We start from the raw sequence: 19,296 nt of genomic DNA on the forward strand, positions 1-19,296 counted from the left end.
CCGATATTCAAAATAAAACAAATATGTCATTAAAAAATATTCGATTAGAAGTAATGCAACTATTAGAAAAAAACGTTAGCAGTTATGTTGACCAATATCTAATTCCGGTGGAGAAAATCTGGCAACCATCCGACTTTTTACCTAATTCAGAAAGCGATAATTTCCTAGAAGAAGTAAAAGAATTGAGAGAAATTTCAAAAGATTTGCCTTATGATTTTTGGGTTGCAATGGTAGGCGATATGATTACCGAAGAAGCTTTGCCAACTTACGAAAACTGGTTAATGGAAGTTGAAGGCGTAGATAATCTGGAAAGAAATGGTTGGGCAAAATGGGTTCGTCAATGGACCGGTGAAGAAAACCGTCACGGCGATTTGCTTAATAAATATCTTTATTTGTCCGGTCGAGTGAATATGCGCGAAATCGAAATGACCACGCAACACCTTATCAATGACGGTTTCGACATTGGAACCGGAAGAGATCCCTATAAAAACTTTGTATATACTAGTTTTCAGGAATTAGCAACTTATGTTTCTCACAATAGAGTTTCGCAATTAGCAAAGAGTTATGGCGACACTAAATTAGCCAAAATGTGTAAAATGGTTGCCGGTGACGAAATGCGCCATCATCTTGCTTATAGCGAATTTGTCAATCAGATTTTCAAAATTGATCCAAGCGAAATGATGCTTGCTTTTCAATATATGATGAAGGCCAAAATTGTGATGCCAGCGCATTTCTTGAGAGAATCAGGACAAAAAATAAGCTCTGCTTTCGAACATTTTTCAGATTCAGCACAACGGATTGGAGTTTATACAGCTAGCGATTATGTTGATATTATGCAAAAATTAATCGAAAAATGGCAAATCGACAAGATTTCAGGTTTGACCGATGAAGCCGAAAAAGCAAGGGATTATTTGATGAAATTACCAGCTAGAATGGCACGGATTTCAGAGAGATTAGTGATACCTCAAGAGTCGTTTCAATTTAAATGGGTTGAACCTGCTAGATTGTAAATTTTTGAATGCAGATTGGTTGGATTGGAGAGATGATTTAGATTGACTTTTTTGAAATTGTCTTTGAAATTGTCTTTGAAATTGATATGAAATATTGAATTGCTGATTTTTGAATTTAACCTTTAAAAATCAGCTTTTTTTAATTCTTAATTGCTATGAGTAACGAAAATATAATCAATAAAACAATTCTTTTTGTAAAGCAAAAATTGGAAAATGCCGAAGGTGGACACGACTGGTTTCATATAGAAAGAGTGTTTAAAAATTCAGTATCAATCTCTTACAACGAAGTTTGTGACATTACTGTTGTAAAACTTGGAGCATTGCTTCATGATATTGCCGACAGTAAATTTTACAATGGTGACGAAACGGTTGGACCAAAAATAGCGCGCGAATTTCTTGAAAGCGAAAATCTTGATGAAGCCACAATCCAGCACGTTGTTGATATAATCGAAAACATCTCTTTTAAGGGTGGAAATACTAAAAAGCTATTCTCTTCCATCGAGTTGGATATCGTTCAAGACGCAGATCGATTGGACGCCATTGGAGCCATTGGCATTGCTAGAACGTTCAATTATGGTGGATTCAAAAACAGGCCTTTATATAATCCAAAAATTGCTCCAAATCTTAGAATGAGCAAAGAAGAATACAAAAATAGTGAAGCACCAACCTTGAATCATTTTTACGAAAAACTATTGCTTTTAAAGGACAAAATGAATACCGAAACTGGTAAAAAAATCGCCCAAGAAAGACACCGGTTTATGATGACATTTCTATCGCAATTTTATGCAGAATGGGATGGGGAAAAGTAGTTTTCAGTTTGCAGTATTCAGTCGTAGTTTATAGTCTAGTAACTGATTACTTTTATTTATTTCAACTGAGTACTGAAAACTGCAAACTTTTTTAAATTCCCTTTTCCTTCATTTCTAAAATCACATCCGAAGCATTTTTAAAAGTAGGAGCTTGCTCAATAATGCTTCCCACACGCTTTTTATTGAGTTTAAATGTTATATCGTTCTCTGTTGTAAACAACAAAGCAGTTAAAAAAGGATTGTTCATATATGGCGCCAAAACAAAAAAAGCTTCTTCCAATGAATGAAAACTTTCAACTTCTTCAGTTTTGTAACGAGCCGTAATCGAAAGGCTGAAAACGCCATCATTCAAAACGGGACGCACATAAATATTTTTCAATTCGGTGTCGCCAATGGTTTTGGCCAACGTTAATTTAGCATACGTTTTATTATCGATACTTTCTTTTACTTTTTCCCAGAATTGGGCAAATACAGGTTGGAAGGACATAGTTTTATTTTTTATAAGTTGTAAATAATTGGTTTTCAGAACAAACCTTTGAGGTTTTGATTTATATCAAATAATTCCAAAAATTTTCCTTGTGAATGACTTGAGTTGTTTTTGGATGATACTTTTCTGTAAACGATTTGGTAAATTTCACTTTTACATTTGGACTGTATTTGATTTCAAAAGCTTCAATTTCGTTATTTTTTATTTCTAAATAATCAATTTCGGCTTGTTGTGTATTTCTCCAAAAATAAGTGTCTTTAAACTGATTTTCATAAGACAATTTTTTCTTGCGCTCGCTGATAACAAAGTTTTCCCACAACGCACCAATATCGTCGCGAAGCTCTATTGGATTAAAATTTTTGATGATTCGATTGCGCAAACCATTGTCCCAAAAATAAACTTTTCTGCCTTTTTTGAGTTCGTTATCCTGATTTTTGCTAAAAGCATTCAAGCTAAAAACAATAAAGTTTTTTTCAAGAATATCAATGTATTTCTCAACGGTTAATCGACTTATTCCTAAATCATTCGCTAGAGAATTATAACTAATTTCGCTGCCAATTCGATACGCTAACATTTGAACCAATCGCTGTAAAGTCGCTGATTTTTTGATGCCTTCGAGATTCAAAATGTCTTTATACAGAAAACCTTCGACCAAATCATTCAGGATTTTTTCTTCTTTGCCAACATTGGTAACCACTTCTGGATAATATCCAAAAACCAAACGATGAGGAACCAAACGAGTTTCTTCAATAAAATTGCTGTGTTTGACCATTTCGCCGTAACTCAACGGAAAAAGTTGTAATTCTTCTTTTCTGCCAACCATTGATTCCTTGGTTTTGTCAGCCAATTCAAATGCACTACTTCCCGAAGCAATCACTTGAATTTCAGGATAATTATCGACCATTCGTTTGATCAATAAACCAATATTGTGAATCATTTGCGCTTCGTCAATGACCAATATTTTGTTGTCTCCGATTAAGGCTTTTAGCCTATCGGTGGTGATGTTTTCTAACAAAAGTTGGGTGTCTGGTTCATCTCCATTGAGCCATAAAAAAGATTGATTGCTAACAGTATTTTTTATCAAAGAGGTTTTGCCTACTTGTCTTGCGCCAAATACTAATATGGCTTTACCTTTGAAAAGATAACTGTCAATTTCGGGTTGTGAGGTTCTATTAATCATTTTTGCATACAATTACAATGCAAATATATAATAAAATGATATTACAATATCAAAAAAGTATGATAATTTGATATTAGAATATCAAAAAAGTATAATAATTTGATATTTAAAATTAGAAATCCAGTTCAACAAGGCACTGGTTACTAAATTTCTGACCACCGATTATTTAAACTCCGCTTTTCTTTTCTCTAAAAACGCCGTTGTTCCTTCTTTAAAATCATCAGTTGCAAAACAATCGCCAAAATTTTTGATTTCGACATCAAATCCATTTACACCTGAAATATAGTTGGCGTTTACGGCTTCAATGGCTTTGGCAATTGCAACGGGAGAATTTTTTATAATTCTGGTGGCAATCGTCGTATAAGTCGAAAACAAATCGGTTTGTGGCACCACATGATTGACTAATCCGTAAATTTTTGCAGTTTCAGCATCAATCATTCCCGCGGTCATAATCATTTCCATAGCACGACCTTTTCCAATAATCTGAGGCAAACGTTGCGTTCCTCCATAACCGGGAATGACACCAAGAGAAGTTTCAGGCAAACCCATTTTCGCATTCTCCGAAGCGATTCTAAAATGGCAAGCCATAGCTAATTCAAGTCCGCCTCCAAGGGCAAAACCATTGATAGCTGCAATTACAGGAGTTTTCATGTTTTCTATAAAATCGAATAATAATTGCTGTCCTTGTGCGGCCAATTGTGAACCTTCAACGGATGTGAAATGGGCAAATTCAGAAATATCGGCGCCAGCCACAAAAGCTTTTTCTCCGCTTCCGGTAATGATAATTACTCGAACTTCGGGATTTTCATCGACTAATTTTAAAGTTTCGTGCAACTCTTGAATTGTTGCTCTGTTTAAGGCATTTAACTTTTCCGGACGATTGATAAAAATAGTTGCAATGCCTTTTTCGTGTTCCAAGATGATGTTTTCGAGTGCCATAATTCAGTTTTTATGTATTGATTATTGGAAGAGAAACAATAAATGTTGTTCCTTTTCCTTTTTGTGATTCGAATGTAATTGTTCCTTTATAATTTTCGATAATGTTTTTGATGATGCCAAGACCCAACCCCATTCCGCTGGATTTTGTGGTGAATTTTGGTTCAAAAATCCGATGGAAATCTTCGGCTGCTATTCCTATTCCGTTGTCGGCAACAGTGATTAGCACATTATCATTTTCTTTTTTTATGGTAACCAATATCGATTTGTTTTCTTGATTTTCCGGAATGGATTGAATGGCATTTTTGACCAAATTGGTAATGATTCGGATGAGTTGCGTTCGGTCAATTTTCGAAATAATCTCTTCTTCTTCCGCTTTAAAAACAATGTATTCTTCATTGAAAATATCCATTGTTAATTCTACAACATCAACCACGTTAAGCGTTTCATTTTGTTGCGCCGGCATTGATGCAAAGTTAGAAAATGCCGAAGCTACTGAACTCATCGTGTCGATTTGTTGTATCAAAGTTTCTGAATAATCATTAATTTTCTGTTTCAGATTGGGGTCGTTTGGCTCAAATTTTCTTTGAAAACTTTGCACCGTCAATCGCATTGGCGTAAGCGGATTTTTGATCTCGTGCGCCACTTGTTTTGCCATTTCCTGCCAGGCTTCTTCCCGCTCACTTTGGGCTAATTTCAAGGCACTTTTTTCGAGTTCGTCCACCATTGCATTATAAGCATTAATCAAAAGGTTTATTTCTTTGCTGCTGGCTTCTAAAACAATTTTCTCATTTTTCTGGTTCAAACTCGTTTCGCTTAATTTATCCGAAATGGTCTTCAACGATTTTGTAATATAAGACGAAAGAAAATAAGCGACGGCAAATGCGACCAAAAGCATAAAAGAATAAACTTGCGCCAATCGAATCAAGAAATTCTGTAATTCAGTTTGATAATAACTGTCATCTTCGACATAAGGTAAATTCAAAATTCCCAACGGCTTAAATTTGTCGTCTTTTATCAAACTATACGAAGAACGTTTCTTTTGTCCGTCAATGTTTTTAATGTCAACATATCTTTTTTCGATAGAAGACTGAACGAGTTTTATAATGTATTTTGGAATTGGCGGAGCAACAGGATCAATTGAAAAATTTGATTTTGAAGATTTTAAAAGCTTACCGTCTAAACTGTAAATATTGATTTCAAGATTATGAATGTCAGATAATTCGTGAATTTTATCCTTAAAAATTAGCGATAAATTATTTGGCGTAAGCGGATAAGTAGTATTCGAAAGCACATAATTGATATTCTCTTTTATGGCGTCTTCCTTGCGATCCAGCCTTTCCTGATGGTACTGTTTTGCTTCGTTTTTGAATTGAAAAATAGAAATTGTGGCTAGCAATATCGAAGCAACAATAATCAATACAATCATCGAAAGGAAAATCCTGATTTGTAAGGAAAGCATCGATATCTTGTAGCCTTTAAACATATTTAGGAGTTGTTTTTTTCTCGAATTCTTTTGTAAAACTTAAAACCAAGCATAATAAAAACCGAAAAAAGCATAATTGCGACAACTCCATAAATCCAGTTCACGGCGTTTTTCAGAATGACCAAAAACACTACGGCAAATAAGATAATTGTAGCCCCTTCGTTCCACAAACGCATATAATTTGTCGAGTATTTTACTTCGTCGTTTTGCAATTCTTTGAATATTCTATGGCATTTATAATGGTATAAATACAGCGCAAAAACGAAGCCAAGTTTCACGTGCATCCAAGGCATTTGCAACCAAGCGTTACCAATATCGGTAAACAGCAACATCCAAAACGCAAAAATACTGGCCAAAACTGCGCTTGGCCAAGTGATGATATACCATAATCGATAGGTCATTATTTTATATTGTTTTTGCAAAATTTCCTTTTCTGGTGAAGGTTTGTCGTTGGCTTCTATTTGGTAAACAAACAAGCGAACAATATAAAAAAGTCCGGAAAACCAAGTGATTACAAAGATGAGGTGAAGAGATTTCAGGTAATTATAATATTCCATCGTTGGTATTTATTAAATGCGAATTCATTTCTTTTTTTAGAAAAAAACCTGTTAATATGGTTGACAAAACATCAGCAATTGGGAAAGAAATCCACACGCCGAAGATGCCCATAAAATTAGGTAAAATAAGGACTAAAGGGATTAAGAAAAATCCTTGTTTGCTTAAAGTTAGTAACAATGCTTTTTTTGCTTTTCCCGCAGCCTGAAAATAGGCAGCGCCAATTAATTGTATGGCAATAATCGGCGAGGCGGCAAAAACCCAACGCAACGCTTCGGGTGTATCTGCAATAACTTTCGGGTTTGTTGTGAAAATGGTAACTATTGGTTTTGCAAAAACAAAAATTACAATAAAAGTTAGTGTTGCCAGAATAGCTGCATATTTAATAGAAATTGTTACACTTTTATTTACACGTTCGTAATTTCCTGCACCATAATTAAAACCGGCAATCGGCAAAAATCCCTGTGTAATTCCCAGAATTGGGAATAAAGCAAACATTAACATTCTGCTGATAATTCCGTACACAACAATAGCGTTTTCACCTCCATGAGCATATAAATTGTGATTTATAATTATCGCTAAGATGCTCACAACACCTTGTCTGGAGAAAGTTACAATGCTCAGTTTAGTGATTTCTTTTATAATAGGGAAATTAAATTCGAAATGATGTATTTTGAGGTTTAATTCACTTCTAAAAATAAAAAACCAAAGGACAAACAAAAAGCACATAAAGTAGGAAATGGCTGTCGCCAATGCTGCGCCAAAGATTCCTAAATTCATATATTTAATAAAAATAATATCAAAGATTATATTAAAAAATGCAGGAACAATCATTGCTATCATTGCAAATTTAGCCTTTCCTTCTGCTCTAATGATGTTATTGCCCATCATGCAAAGAGCTAAAAATGGTACACTGATAATAATTGGAATAAAAAATTCTTTTGCAGGCACCATAATAGCTCCTTTTGCGCCAAAAAGCAGCAGCATTTTATCACTAAAGAAAAGACCAACTAAAACAAAAAACACAGCTAAGAGCAACGTCATCATAATTTGATTGCCAAAGGTTGACAATGCTTTTTCTCTATTATTAGCCCCCAAAGCTCTTGAAAGAACAGAACCTCCTCCTACACCAATTGCCATTCCCAAAGAAGAAATCAGAAAGGTAATTGGTAAAACTACAGTTAATGCGGCTATGGCTATTGAACCAATCCATTGACCTACAAAAATGGTGTCTATTAAAACATTTACCGACATAAATAAAATCCCAATAGAAGCAGGAACTGCCTGATTTATCAAGAGTTTTTTTATATCAAGCGTTCCTAATTCTTCAGCAGTAACCGCCATTAAAGTAAAAATTATTTATTTTTAGCTTCTTATTATGATTTGGGGTTTGACCATTCTTCAATCCAATTTGCTACCGTTTTACACCATTCGTCATCATCATTTAAACAAGGAATTGCCATAAAATTTTCTCCTCCGTGTTCCTTGAATTGGTGATTGGCTTCCATTGCAATTTCTTCCAATGTTTCTAAACAATCCGAAACAAAAGCTGGTGTAACAACCGCTAGGTTTTTGATTCCTTTCTCCGGCATTTTGTTTATTTCAACATCCGTGTAAGGCGTAAGCCATTTGTCTCCTGCCAAGCGAGATTGGAAAGTTTGGCTGTATTTCCCCTCTGGGATTCCCAAAAGTTTCACTACTTGTTTTGTAGTTTCATAACATTGGTGACGGTAACAAAATTCGTGTGCTGGTGAAGGCGTGTTGCAACAAGAACCATCAATTTTGCAATGTGAATTAGTGATATCAGTTTTGCGAATATGACGCTCCGGGATTCCGTGATACGAGAATAATAAATGATCATATTCAAAGCCTTCAAGATGGGATTTAATGGAATCGGCAAGATTTTTTAAATAATCGGGCTTGTTATAAAAAGCAGGAACTATTGTAAATTTCATTTCCGGAAAATGTTTTTTACGCAAGTCTTCCGCTAATTCTAAAATGGTCGTAGTTGAAGCCATCGCGTGTTGCGGATACAATGGAAAAAGCAATACTTCGTCTATTCCTTTGTCATGTAATTCCTGTAATCCAGATAAAAGGGATGGTTTTCCATAACGCATAGCCAATGAAACGGGAATCTTAGCCAATTTTTTGACTTTTTCATGCATTCTTTTAGAAATCACCACTAAAGGAGAACCTTCATCCCACCATATTTTAGCATAAGCAGCAGCTGATTTTTTAGGTCTTGTTTGAAGAATTATTCCACGAACTAATAACGCTCGCAACAAATACGGAACGTCAATCACGTATTTGTCCATTAAAAATTCGTCTAAATATGGTTTTACATCTTTTGCTGTTGGGCTTTCCGGCGAACCTAAATTTACTAATAATACTCCTTTCATTATTTCTTTCTTATTTATATAACAATTTATTTTTTATTACTGAATTGACTTCGTCAGAATCTAGTTCTACGTGATATCCATGATATTGATTTTCATGTTCAACATTTTCATACTTAAACACTATGAACATTTTTTTATTAGAGTCATAACCAAAAAGCTCTTTTTTAGTTAGCCCAATTGCTGTTTTTAAAATATCTTGAGGGTTGATACTACTTCTATATAACGGATAACGCCATTCACCATTTCTAAAAAGAGGTTTTCTTATGTCGTGCTTTTGAATGGCTTGAAATTTTCTTTGTGGAATTCTGTTTTCGGTAAACCAATTTATTAATTGTGATTCATCGGAGAGTATTTCAAAAGTGTTGCTGTGTTCTTGATTTATTGTAATTTCAATGTGATTATTATTTATAAAAATGTGATTTAATAAAGCAAAATTTTCATCTGAAACATTATGTTTTCTTTGTGAAATTTCACAGAGAGTATGGTTTTCTATATTTTGATTAAAAATCTGATAAATATTTTCACTAATTTGTTTTTTATTTCCTCTCCAATCAGAGAAATCCTGATAAAGAGAAATCAGCTTTCTTTTTAATTTATTCGGGTAAAAATAATCATCTAAAATTTCAAAATGATTTACTAATTCTAAAAAAGAATTTTCATCATAGTATCCATTATAGTTTTCAAGATTTATAGATTTTTTATAAAGTTCTAAATTCTTCAAATATGTAATTGCATTTGTCTCATCTATTAATATGTCTAGATTACAAATCCAATTAAATTTCGGATTAGATTCAGGAATTAGAATAAATAAATTTACTTTATTATTCATATTTAATTCCCATTAAAGAGTTCATATCTTTATCTAATTGATCAAAAAAACCTTTTGGAGGTCGTTGTATTTTACCTCCATTTAAAACTGGTAAATAATTAACTAATGTTTTATGTTCTTTTTCATCTCTATCTAAATAATACATTTTTAGATTATTCTTGTTTATTCCTTTTGTCTCTTTTGAAGTTTCAAATTTTTTACATTGAACTAAAGCTCCATTGATTATGTGGTCAGAATGTGTTTCCACAATAATTTGTATTCCTGCTTGTGAGGCTAAACAAATCAATTCGGTTAATTTAGATATTCCGTATGGATGGATATGCGCTTCTGGATTTTCAACTATAATTAAAGAATCTATAGAAGCAGATAAAACAGCAACAATTATAGGTAAAGCATATGACAATCCAAATCCAACATTATCTTTTGAAAACTCATCGGTTTCACCATATTCACTTTTGGTATTAAAACTATATTTAATGTCATAAATACCTCCATTTTCTTTAACATTTATATTAACACCGGTGCTTATTTCTCTTTCCCAAGCTGAGACTTGTGCTAATAAAAAAGGATCTTCTTCATCTTCATGCATCAATTCGGGTAAAACTTTTAATCTTTTTCCATATTCAAATAAAAATTGAGCAACTAATTCTCCTTTTCCTAATTCATATGAAATTTGATTTAATTCTTTTACCTCATAATCTCTATTTCGATAATCTGTATTTCTTAATGCACTTATGTATTGAAAAGAATTTTGAAATAAATTTAAATTTTCATAACCATCAGAATCTGATATATCACCAGTTCTAGCTAAATAGTCATTTTGTTCCTTTGCATCGAAACTGAAAGGATATTCTTGTTTTTCATTTTTAAGAACAAAGTGAATTTCATTTTCATATTCTTCATTAGGTAATAAATAAATTGCATCTTTAGTTTTTCCAATTTTACATAAAGGTTCGTTTAAATCTAAAATTTTATCTAATCTGTTTTTTTGATTAGTTTGTCTTAACAACAATAATGATTGCAGTACAGAAGATTTACCAACTCCATTTTGACCAGAAAGGATAGTTAAGTTGCCTAAACCTAAATCTGTGTCTTTGTGCGATTTGAAATTTATAATTCTAATTTGATTAATCATCTTTCTAATGTTTCTTTAATTATTCTTTCAATTTCTGTAAATCTTCTAAAAACATTTTCTTTTTGAGCTGTACCTGTAGATATTGACCTCAAAAAGTTAATGTTTTTGTGTAATTCGATAAATTTTCTTTTAAAAACATCTTTCTTATTTTTAAGTTCAAGTATTTGATTATTATTCAGTTTTGCAAAAGAAACCGTTAAAACTTCAAAAAGTGCTTTATTTATGGGCTTTCTACTGTCATTTTTATTAAATCTTTTTCTGAAGGCATCATTTTTAAAAATATCAAATGACAAGTTCAAGCCTTTAATATAATCCTCTTTTAATTTTATAATTTCTGATTCTGATTTTTCTTTAATTTTAGACATTCCAGTATTTAAAAAGGTGTCTAAATCAGGTTTGTAATTTTCATAAGAATTAAGATAAAAAGCAACAAATCTATTTGCAAAATCCCTATCTTCCATTCTTTTACTTTCAGACATTTTACCATCTGTCGCTCGATGAAAACTTTTTCCTTCAATAGAATTTTTATATACTAATTCAGCAATTAATTTTGATGGTCTTCCTTGATTTATCGCGTGTCTAATCTCTTGAGGAGTTAAAGATAGACCTCCAGTATTTACTCTCTTAAAAATATTATATTTAACTTCATCAGGAGTTCCTTTTTCGATAACATAAGTTGTAATCTGAAAAGTTTTAATTCTTCTTTGGTAAATTGAAGGTAATTCGTTAAAAGTTAGTCCTTCTAATTCATGAAGAAACTCTAAATTAACCAGTTTAAATTTATTTTTTAAAACAATGAATTCCTTAATTGTACTTATTCTTTGCAGACCATCAACAACTTCGAGGTCGTTTTCTTCCATTTCATTGAAATAAAATGCTGGAATTGGTAGCTTTAAAATTAGTGACTCTATAAGCCTACTCTTTTTCCCAATATCCCATAAACCTGCCAATCTTTGAAACTCAGTATTCATATTAATAACTCCAGCTTCCAAATCTTCAATTATTTGCCCTATTGATGAACTATCTGTTCGTACTTTTATTTTATTTGGATCAAAGGGTATTTTAATTTCTTTTGTTGTTTCTTCAAATTCATTTCCTAATTCTTCCTCGATTTCTATAATGTCTTCAGATACTGGAATTAATCTCTCATATTCAGAATCAATTATTAAGTTTTCATCCAATTCTTCATATATATTCACTTCAACTCCATTTAAGAACAAACAGAAAAAATAATTAATGTTTTCCGTTATAGTATTTTTAAGTTTATATATATTTAAATGAGTGATAATAGGTAAAGGTAGTTTTCTTAATAATAAATAATTATTCTCTACTAAATTACTATTAGTTGAATTAATGTATAATCTTGGGCCATCAATTTGATTTTGATCTTTAGCGATAAAATGAATAAATACCTCTTTAGAAATAACTTCAGCTTTCCTTTCTTCCCATTTTAAAGGTAATTTTTCTTTTAATCTATAAGCTTGGTTTGGCTCTAAATATTCACTGTAAACACTGTTTAAGTATCTTAATAAGTTTGTTTTAGATAGGAAGCAATTTATTTCAAAGCCTCTTTCTCCAAAAAAAGATTTCAACTTATCTCCAACTTGACCAACATATAGTTTTGCTTCACCACTACCACTTCCTATTTTATTTGAAGGTAAAACAAAGGAATCGGCTATAGATATTTTTTCTAAAACATCTAAAATTTCGTAATCATTACCATTAATATTTACCTTATTCATTTCTCTGCGAATTTTGTTATATCCATTTGTTTTAATAAAGCAATTAGTACATCAACAACAATACTATTTCCTGCTTGTCGATACATTTGAGTGTCGCTCACAACCTGTTTGAAATCATCTCTAAAACCCATTAAACGCAGACATTCTTTAGGGGTTAATTTTCTTATTCTGCCAGTATGAGTCACATAATTATCTACCCCAGAACGATGCATTTTGTGCATACTTTGTAATAATGGTCTAGCTATTTCAAGGTCAGTTTTTACAGAAGTTTTAAATGTTTTGGTTCCTGAACTCAAAACATAGTCTTTTGTTTTTTCTGAAAGATAATATTTTTCCTCCACTTCATTAACATCAAATATAAATTCATTGAAAGCACTTTCATTTTGCTCCTCAAAAACAAAATCACCATGCCAATTAAACTGTTGGTTTGCTTTTTGACAAAGAGCGATATTTCCATTTATTTGAGTGTAACGTTTACTTCTGTTTTTTGAACTTGTAACAAATTTTACCCCTTTTTCCTTTAAATAATACTTGCTCTCGGAATAATCTTCTAAAAAATCTTGCATTTTATGTTCCAAAGGGATGGTTTCAGGAAATTTAAACTGAACGGAATTCCCTTTAAATCCAATAATAAATACTCTTTCACGATGTTGAGGGATTCCATAATTTTTAGCATTTAATATTTGGACATAATACTTATATCCTAATTCCTCGAAGGTTGCCTTGATTGTTTCAAAAGTATTTCCTTTGTCGTGGTTGAGTAAACCTTTTACGTTTTCAAAAATAAAAACTTTAGGTTGACTTTCTTTTACAACTCTTGCAAATTCGTAAAAAAGTGTTCCTCTCGTGTCTTCAAACCCTTTCCTTTTTCCGACCATTGAAAAGGATTGGCATGGGCTTCCGCCTACCAATAAATCTATTTTGTTTCTATATTTTGTTCCGTCTATATCTTTGACATCATTATACCATTTGTCTTCAGTAATATTATAATTGGCAAAATAACTTTGCTTAGCAAAATTATCAATATCGCTTGCAAATAAAATATCCGTTTTTAAATTTAATCTTTTAAATGCATATTCGATTCCTCCAATTCCTGAAAACATTGTTCCAATTTTAACTACCGCATTCGGATTTGAAAATTGTTTCTGTCTCCAATCTTTTTCTTCTTGGTCTGAGAATTGATGTGAAAGATAAGATTTGATTTGAGTTTTAACAATTTTTAAAACTTCTTCGTAATTTGCATATCCTTTTAAATCATCAACAATTTTGTTAGAATAGTGATAATTTAGAAGAGTTGTTTTGTCAGTTTGTAAGATTGAAGATAAATTATCTATTTGATCTATATTAAAGGGTCTTTCGTCTTTTTCAATTTTACTAAGAACGGATTGATCAATATCAATATGAGAAGCGACTTTTCTTAAAGGATATCCTAACTCACTTCTTCTTTGTCTAATGTATTCACCAAAAGTAAATTCCATATATTTAACTTTTATATTTTGGACTATTTTTGCCCAAAAATACGGAATTATTTAATAAAGTTGAATTTTAAAAAGTGTTATTTTTTACGTATTCGGATTAATGGCCATCAAGTATTTTTTCGGTGTGGTTCCAAATTTCTTCTTGAAAGCAGCAATAAAGTGACTTCCGGTGCTGTAGCCAATTTTTAAACCTACTTCGTTTACATTATAAGATCCACTGTTCAATAATTTTCGGGCAGAATCCATTTTGTAATCAAATAGGAATCCATAAACGGTATCACCGTAAATTTGTTTAAAGCCCATTTTTAGTTTTTTCAAAGTCAGACCTATTTCATCTGCTAACTCTTGTAATCCTGGAGGTTCAGCCATATTGGCAAGAATAATTTCCTTGGCTTTTTTAATTTTCAATACATTTTCTTCATCAATCAAAAACGGACATTGTTCCGCATTTGAATCTTCGGTTCGATTGAAATAAAGACTCAATAATTCATAACCTTTTCCTTTGTAATACAGGTTTTTTATTGATGGGTGCAAATTATAATTAAACAATTGACTTAAAACAATTGCCATTGAAGGACTGATATCCCCTTCTTTATAATATTTTTTGTCTTTGTTGTCCTCGCTCAAAAAAGTAATGTAATTGGCTTCGGTAGAAAATAAATTATGAAATTTTTGGATGGAAATAATAACGGAAATCACCCAAGAATTTGGCTCTATTTCCAAGTTTAACGGTAGTTCTTTTTGCGGATTGTATAATAACAAAGATTTCTCTTCTCTTAAGTCCAATGCATAATTTCCCTGGTTGAAAATAAATTTGGCTTTTCCCTTCAACCCAAAATGAAATTGGATTAATCCACTTTTAACTTCACGCTGGGTATAAAAAACTTCATCACTGTCGTTTTCGAAACGAAGTAGGGTAAAGTCATCTTCAATTGTTATAATATCTCGAGAACTCATTGCGACATTTTTTATTAGTAAATATGATAATTATCAGGTTTTTGTTTATAATAAACTAGTACATTTGTTTTATAAAAGCCTAATTTCATTACAAAAATAGTGTTTTTTACGAGAGAAATTATATTTATCAACAAAAAATCATTCAGCGATACAAATAGTACTTTCAGCGTTACTTTAATAGAAACCTTAGTTCTAAATTTGTCAAGCATATCAGAAAAAGATTATTTATGGAAAATCTAAATTTATCAAAACATAAAACTTTCTACTCCATTGGGTTGAGTTACAAGAAAGCTGATGCGGAAGTTAGAGGGAAATTCAGTTTGGATGCCAATGCAAAAACCAACGCATTACTTCAAGCCAAAGCAAGTGGAATAGAGAGTTTAGTCATAATATCTACCTGCAACCGCACCGAAATATATGGATATGCAGAACATCCTTTCCAGTTAATAAAATTGATTTTAGAAAACAGCAACGGTACCGTTGAAGAATTTCAAAGAGTAGGATTTGTTTATAAAAACCAAGAAGCCATCAATCATTTGTTTCGTGTTGGAACAGGTTTAGACAGTCAGATTCTTGGAGATTTCGAAATTATTGGCCAAATAAAATCAAATTTTGAAGAGTCTAGATCTTTGGGTTTAGTCAATGCTTTTTTAGATAGATTAGTCAATACGGTTATTCAAACCAGCAAAAGAATCAAAAACGAAACTGAAATTAGCTCAGGAGCAACTTCAGTTTCTTTCGCAGCCGTTCAATATATAATGAAAAACGTTGAGGATATTGGAAATAAAAACATTCTGCTTTTTGGAACAGGAGAAATAGGCAGAAACACTTGCGAAAACTTGGTAAAACACACCAAAAACGAAAAAATAACTTTAATAAACAGAACTAAAAGTACCGCCGAAATATTGGCTGGAAAACTTAATTTAGTTGTAAAAGATTATTCGGATTTACATTTAGAATTACAAAAAGCTGACGTTTTAGTCGTGGCAACCGGAGCTCACAATCCAACGATTGACAAAGCTATTCTGAATCTAAAAAAACCAATGTTGATTTTGGATTTGTCCATTCCAAAAAATGTTCACCTTAATGTCCAAGATTTAAAAGAGGTAACTTTAATTCATATGGATCATTTGTCTCAAATGACCGATGAAACTCTCGAAAGAAGAAAACAGCATATTCCTGCTGCCGAAGCCATTATCGAGGATATGAAATTAGAGCTTAATATTTGGATGAATGGCCGAAAATTTGCGCCAACAATTCAAGCATTGAAAGCAAAACTGAGTGATATTGTAGCCGGAGAATTGACTTTTCAACGTAAAAAATTATCTGATTTTGATGAAGAACAAGCCGAATTAATTGGTTCCAGAATCATTCAAAAAATCACCAATCATTTTGCCAGTCACTTAAAAGACGAAAATACTTCGGTTGATGAAAGCATAGAATTTATTGAAAAAGTATTTCAAATTGGCTTTTCAACTCCCAAAAAAGAAATCTCAATCGCCGAAGAAAAATACAAAATTACCTTATCATAGTAAAAATCTGAACGAACCTTAATATCTTTACGGTTTATAAAAAAGAAAAGGTTTAATGGATTCAAACAAAACAATTCGAATTGGAACGCGCGATAGCGAATTAGCACTTTGGCAAGCGCATACAGTCCAAAAAAAATTAAACGATTTAGGCTATAAAACCGAAATTATTGCCGTAAAATCCCAAGGCGACATCATTCTCGACAAACCTCTTTACGAACTCGGAATCACAGGAATTTTTACAAAAACGCTCGACATTGCTATGATAAATGGTCAAGTTGACATTGCTGTGCATTCGATGAAAGATGTGCCAACGGCTTTGCCAATTGGGATTATTCAAGCGGCGGTTCTCGAAAGAGCCAATACTTTGGACATTTTAGTTCACAAAGGGAACCTCGATTTTCTTGAAGGAAACGGAACAATTGCCACCGGAAGTTTGCGTCGTCAAGCGCAATGGTTTCATAAATATCCCAATCATAAAGTGGTGGATTTACGCGGAAACGTGAATACTCGAATGCAAAAATTGAACGATAGCGATTGGAACGGAGCTGTTTTTGCCGCTGCCGGACTTGAACGCATCAACTTAAAACCAACTGATTTTATCGATTTAGATTGGATGATTCCTGCTCCTGCTCAAGGCGCAATGGTAATTGTTGCGATGCAAAATGATGATTTTTGCAAAGAGGCTGTCGCCAAATTAAATCACAAGGAAACCGAAATTTGCACCCAAATCGAAAGACAATTTCTAAAAACCCTCGAAGGTGGTTGTACGGCTCCAATTGGAGCTTTGGCAAAAATAAACAACAACGAAATTCATTTTGTTGGGAATTTATTCTCCATCGACGGAAAAGAAAAACTGGAGATAGAGAGAACTGTTTCATTAGACAATTGGACAGATTTTGGAAAAAACTGTGCTGACGAAATTTTAAAAAAAGGCGGAGAAGAGTTGATGAAAAGTATTAAGGAAAGTTTGAAGAAGTAATGCAAAATTCCATCACCATTCTATCCACAAAAATACTTTTGAATTCTCAAAAGCAAGCTTTATTGGATGCAGGTTTTTCAGTAACTGAAGCCAATTTTATCAAAACCGAAAACTCGGATTTTGATTTAAAAGGAATTAATGACAATTTGATTTTTACCAGTCTAAATGCAGCTCAAAGTATATTGCTTCATCCAAAATGCTCAGCATTAAAAACTGCAACTGTGTTTTGTGTTGGTATAAAAACCAAAGCATTGTTGGAAGAAAATGGTTTTAATGTTGATGTTTACGTTGATTATGCTTCTGATTTGGCAGAAATCATCACTTTGATTTATTCCAATGAAAGTTTTACTTTTTTCAGTGGAAATTTGCGAAAGGAAACTTTGCCAAAAGCATTGAAAGCTGCAAAAGTCAATTTCAATGAAATTCAAGTATATGAAACGACTTTAACACCACAAAAAATAAAAACTCCAGTCGATGGAATTCTGTTTTTTAGTCCATCGGGAGTGGAAAGTTATTTGAAGGATAACAAAATAAAAAACGAAATTTGCTTTTGCATTGGCGAAACCACGGCAAGCTCATTAGAAACAATAACAAGAAATATAATAGTCGCAGATCAGCCTTCGGTTGAAAATGTGATTGAGGATGTAATCGAAGAATTTAAATAATTGATTTTTACCTGACAGGTTTCAAAAACCTGTCAGGTATTTAAATAAAAAACTAAAATGATAAAGAACGATTTATTTTTAAAAGCATTACGAGGAGAAACAGTTGAGCGTCCACCCGTTTGGATGATGCGTCAAGCCGGAAGATATTTACCAGAATTCAGAGCACTGCGTGATAAATATGATTTTTTCACCCGTTGTGAAACGCCAGAATTGGCTGCAGAAATCACGGTGCAACCCATTCGTAGAATTGGACCTGATGTGGCAATTTTATTCTCGGATATTTTAGTTGTGCCAAGAGCGATGGGAATTCACGTGGAATTGAAAGACAATTTGGGCCCAATTATCCCAAATCCAATTCGCACGATGGAACAAGTAAACCAGGTTTTTGTTCCAGATGTAAATGAAACTTTAGGCTATGTTTTTGAGGCTATAAAATTGACCAAGGAGATGCTGAATGATGAGGTGCCGTTGATCGGTTTTGCAGGTTCGCCTTGGACGATTTTCTGTTATGCAGTAGAAGGAAAAGGATCAAAAAGTTTTGACACAGCCAAAGGATTTTGTTTCTCAAACCCAGTTGCAGCACATACTTTATTGCAAAAAATTACCGACACAACCATTTTATATTTAAAGGAAAAAGTAAAATCAGGATGCGATGCCATTCAGATTTTTGATTCTTGGGGAGGAATGCTTTCACCAGTGGATTATCAGGAATTCTCTTGGAAATACATCAACCAAATCGTGGAAGCTTTGGCAGACGAAACGCAAGTTATTGTTTTCGGAAAAGGATGTTGGTTTGCGCTTGGCGAAATGGGAAAAAGTAGAGCTGCTGCACTTGGAGTAGATTGGACTTGTACGCCAAGAAATGCACGTTATTTGTCAGGTGGAAACATCACTTTGCAAGGAAATTTCGACCCATCAAGATTGCTTTCTCCAATTCCTGTCATCAAGAAAATGGTACACGAAATGATTGACGAATTCGGAAAAGATAAATATATAGCCAATTTAGGCCACGGAATTTTACCAAATATTCCTGTAGATCACGCAAAAGCATTTATCGATGCGGTGAAGGAGTATAGACAAAAGTAGGTAGTTTACTGAATGTCCTGCAAGTTTTTTT

At 32.7% G+C, this 19,296-nt stretch carries 18 protein-coding genes; 6 read left to right on the forward strand and 12 right to left on the reverse strand.

The window, feature by feature from the left end:
- The first annotated feature begins 23 nt into the window (after nt 1-23).
- Nucleotides 24-1,010, forward strand: a complete 987-nt coding sequence (locus tag IR213_RS01630) for an acyl-ACP desaturase (protein ID WP_194310563.1) — start codon at nt 24-26, stop codon at nt 1,008-1,010.
- Between the two features lie 155 nt (nt 1,011-1,165).
- Nucleotides 1,166-1,819, forward strand: a complete 654-nt coding sequence (locus IR213_RS01635) for an HD domain-containing protein (RefSeq protein ID WP_194310564.1) — start codon at nt 1,166-1,168, stop codon at nt 1,817-1,819.
- 91 nt (nt 1,820-1,910) lie between these two features.
- Here the strand turns inward: IR213_RS01635 and IR213_RS01640 are convergent, their stop codons facing one another.
- From IR213_RS01640 to IR213_RS01695, 12 genes are all read right to left on the reverse strand, one after another.
- A complete protein-coding gene (locus IR213_RS01640) occupies nt 1,911-2,306 on the reverse strand; it encodes a hypothetical protein (RefSeq protein ID WP_194310565.1) in 396 nt (131 codons plus the stop codon).
- Nucleotides 2,307-2,367: 61 nt separating this feature from the next.
- A complete protein-coding gene (locus IR213_RS01645) occupies nt 2,368-3,486 on the reverse strand; it encodes an ATP-binding protein (protein WP_194310566.1) in 1,119 nt (372 codons plus the stop codon).
- Nucleotides 3,487-3,648: 162 nt separating this feature from the next.
- Nucleotides 3,649-4,425 carry an enoyl-CoA hydratase/isomerase family protein gene (locus IR213_RS01650; RefSeq protein ID WP_194310567.1) on the reverse strand — a complete coding sequence of 259 codons (777 nt, stop codon included), beginning with the start codon at nt 4,423-4,425 and terminating at the stop codon, nt 3,649-3,651.
- Between the two features lie 10 nt (nt 4,426-4,435).
- Complete coding sequence (locus IR213_RS01655) at nt 4,436-5,851, reverse strand: sensor histidine kinase (protein WP_194310614.1); 1,416 nt, start codon at nt 5,849-5,851, stop codon at nt 4,436-4,438.
- 59 nt (nt 5,852-5,910) lie between these two features.
- Nucleotides 5,911-6,465: a CopD family protein gene (locus IR213_RS01660; protein WP_194310568.1), complete on the reverse strand. Its 555-nt coding sequence runs from the start codon at nt 6,463-6,465 to the stop codon at nt 5,911-5,913.
- Nucleotides 6,452-7,807 carry an MATE family efflux transporter gene (locus IR213_RS01665; protein ID WP_194310569.1) on the reverse strand — a complete coding sequence of 452 codons (1,356 nt, stop codon included), beginning with the start codon at nt 7,805-7,807 and terminating at the stop codon, nt 6,452-6,454. The genes IR213_RS01660 and IR213_RS01665 overlap by 14 nt, the downstream gene beginning before the upstream one ends.
- A gap of 32 nt (nt 7,808-7,839) precedes the next feature.
- The gene (gene hemH, locus IR213_RS01670) at nt 7,840-8,862 is read right to left on the reverse strand and encodes a ferrochelatase (protein WP_194310570.1); all 1,023 of its coding nucleotides are present in this window, start codon (nt 8,860-8,862) and stop codon (nt 7,840-7,842) included.
- A 10-nt stretch (nt 8,863-8,872) separates the two neighbouring features.
- Complete coding sequence (locus IR213_RS01675) at nt 8,873-9,691, reverse strand: hypothetical protein (protein WP_194310571.1); 819 nt, start codon at nt 9,689-9,691, stop codon at nt 8,873-8,875.
- Nucleotides 9,684-10,826 carry an AAA family ATPase gene (locus IR213_RS01680; protein WP_194310572.1) on the reverse strand — a complete coding sequence of 381 codons (1,143 nt, stop codon included), beginning with the start codon at nt 10,824-10,826 and terminating at the stop codon, nt 9,684-9,686. The genes IR213_RS01675 and IR213_RS01680 overlap by 8 nt, the downstream gene beginning before the upstream one ends.
- Nucleotides 10,823-12,568, reverse strand: coding sequence for a DUF262 domain-containing protein (locus IR213_RS01685; protein WP_194310573.1), 1,746 nt, complete (start codon nt 12,566-12,568; stop codon nt 10,823-10,825). The genes IR213_RS01680 and IR213_RS01685 overlap by 4 nt, the downstream gene beginning before the upstream one ends.
- The gene (dcm, locus tag IR213_RS01690; protein ID WP_194310574.1) at nt 12,565-14,046 is read right to left on the reverse strand and encodes a DNA (cytosine-5-)-methyltransferase; all 1,482 of its coding nucleotides are present in this window, start codon (nt 14,044-14,046) and stop codon (nt 12,565-12,567) included. The genes IR213_RS01685 and dcm overlap by 4 nt, the downstream gene beginning before the upstream one ends.
- 84 nt (nt 14,047-14,130) lie before the next feature.
- Nucleotides 14,131-15,003: a helix-turn-helix domain-containing protein gene (locus tag IR213_RS01695; protein WP_194310575.1), complete on the reverse strand. Its 873-nt coding sequence runs from the start codon at nt 15,001-15,003 to the stop codon at nt 14,131-14,133.
- Between the two features lie 227 nt (nt 15,004-15,230).
- Here IR213_RS01695 and hemA point away from each other — a divergent pair, with 227 nt between their 5' ends.
- From hemA to hemE, 4 genes are read left to right on the forward strand one after another with little or no spacing between them, the layout of a single operon-like run.
- Nucleotides 15,231-16,535: a glutamyl-tRNA reductase gene (gene hemA / locus IR213_RS01700; protein ID WP_194310576.1), complete on the forward strand. Its 1,305-nt coding sequence runs from the start codon at nt 15,231-15,233 to the stop codon at nt 16,533-16,535.
- 55 nt (nt 16,536-16,590) lie between these two features.
- Nucleotides 16,591-17,514: a hydroxymethylbilane synthase gene (gene hemC, locus IR213_RS01705; RefSeq protein WP_194310577.1), complete on the forward strand. Its 924-nt coding sequence runs from the start codon at nt 16,591-16,593 to the stop codon at nt 17,512-17,514.
- A complete protein-coding gene (locus IR213_RS01710) occupies nt 17,514-18,179 on the forward strand; it encodes a uroporphyrinogen-III synthase (protein ID WP_194310578.1) in 666 nt (221 codons plus the stop codon). The genes hemC and IR213_RS01710 overlap by 1 nt, the downstream gene beginning before the upstream one ends.
- Before the next feature lie 57 nt (nt 18,180-18,236).
- A complete protein-coding gene (hemE, locus tag IR213_RS01715) occupies nt 18,237-19,265 on the forward strand; it encodes a uroporphyrinogen decarboxylase (protein WP_194310579.1) in 1,029 nt (342 codons plus the stop codon).
- The last annotated feature ends 31 nt before the right edge of the window (nt 19,266-19,296 follow it).

Source organism: Flavobacterium soyangense (genome assembly GCF_015277675.1).
Lineage (GTDB): Bacteria > Bacteroidota > Bacteroidia > Flavobacteriales > Flavobacteriaceae > Flavobacterium > Flavobacterium soyangense.

Excerpts from the sequence above, each read along its gene's own strand:
- IR213_RS01665 (WP_194310569.1), bottom strand. The coding sequence starts at position 7,807 with ATGGCGGTTACTGCTGAAGAATTAGGAACGCTTGATATAAAAAAACTC.
- hemC (WP_194310577.1), top strand. The coding sequence starts at position 16,591 with ATGGATTCAAACAAAACAATTCGAATTGGAACGCGCGATAGCGAATTA.
- IR213_RS01685 (WP_194310573.1), bottom strand. The coding sequence starts at position 12,568 with ATGAATAAGGTAAATATTAATGGTAATGATTACGAAATTTTAGATGTT.
- IR213_RS01640 (WP_194310565.1), bottom strand. The coding sequence starts at position 2,306 with ATGTCCTTCCAACCTGTATTTGCCCAATTCTGGGAAAAAGTAAAAGAA.
- IR213_RS01710 (WP_194310578.1), top strand. The coding sequence starts at position 17,514 with ATGCAAAATTCCATCACCATTCTATCCACAAAAATACTTTTGAATTCT.
- IR213_RS01635 (WP_194310564.1), top strand. The coding sequence starts at position 1,166 with ATGAGTAACGAAAATATAATCAATAAAACAATTCTTTTTGTAAAGCAA.
- hemE (WP_194310579.1), top strand. The coding sequence starts at position 18,237 with ATGATAAAGAACGATTTATTTTTAAAAGCATTACGAGGAGAAACAGTT.
- IR213_RS01680 (WP_194310572.1), bottom strand. The coding sequence starts at position 10,826 with ATGATTAATCAAATTAGAATTATAAATTTCAAATCGCACAAAGACACA.
- IR213_RS01660 (WP_194310568.1), bottom strand. The coding sequence starts at position 6,465 with ATGGAATATTATAATTACCTGAAATCTCTTCACCTCATCTTTGTAATC.
- hemH (WP_194310570.1), bottom strand. The coding sequence starts at position 8,862 with ATGAAAGGAGTATTATTAGTAAATTTAGGTTCGCCGGAAAGCCCAACA.
- dcm (WP_194310574.1), bottom strand. The coding sequence starts at position 14,046 with ATGGAATTTACTTTTGGTGAATACATTAGACAAAGAAGAAGTGAGTTA.
- hemA (WP_194310576.1), top strand. The coding sequence starts at position 15,231 with ATGGAAAATCTAAATTTATCAAAACATAAAACTTTCTACTCCATTGGG.
- IR213_RS01655 (WP_194310614.1), bottom strand. The coding sequence starts at position 5,851 with ATGATTGTATTGATTATTGTTGCTTCGATATTGCTAGCCACAATTTCT.
- IR213_RS01650 (WP_194310567.1), bottom strand. The coding sequence starts at position 4,425 with ATGGCACTCGAAAACATCATCTTGGAACACGAAAAAGGCATTGCAACT.
- IR213_RS01645 (WP_194310566.1), bottom strand. The coding sequence starts at position 3,486 with ATGATTAATAGAACCTCACAACCCGAAATTGACAGTTATCTTTTCAAA.
- IR213_RS01630 (WP_194310563.1), top strand. The coding sequence starts at position 24 with ATGTCATTAAAAAATATTCGATTAGAAGTAATGCAACTATTAGAAAAA.
- IR213_RS01695 (WP_194310575.1), bottom strand. The coding sequence starts at position 15,003 with ATGAGTTCTCGAGATATTATAACAATTGAAGATGACTTTACCCTACTT.
- IR213_RS01675 (WP_194310571.1), bottom strand. The coding sequence starts at position 9,691 with ATGAATAATAAAGTAAATTTATTTATTCTAATTCCTGAATCTAATCCG.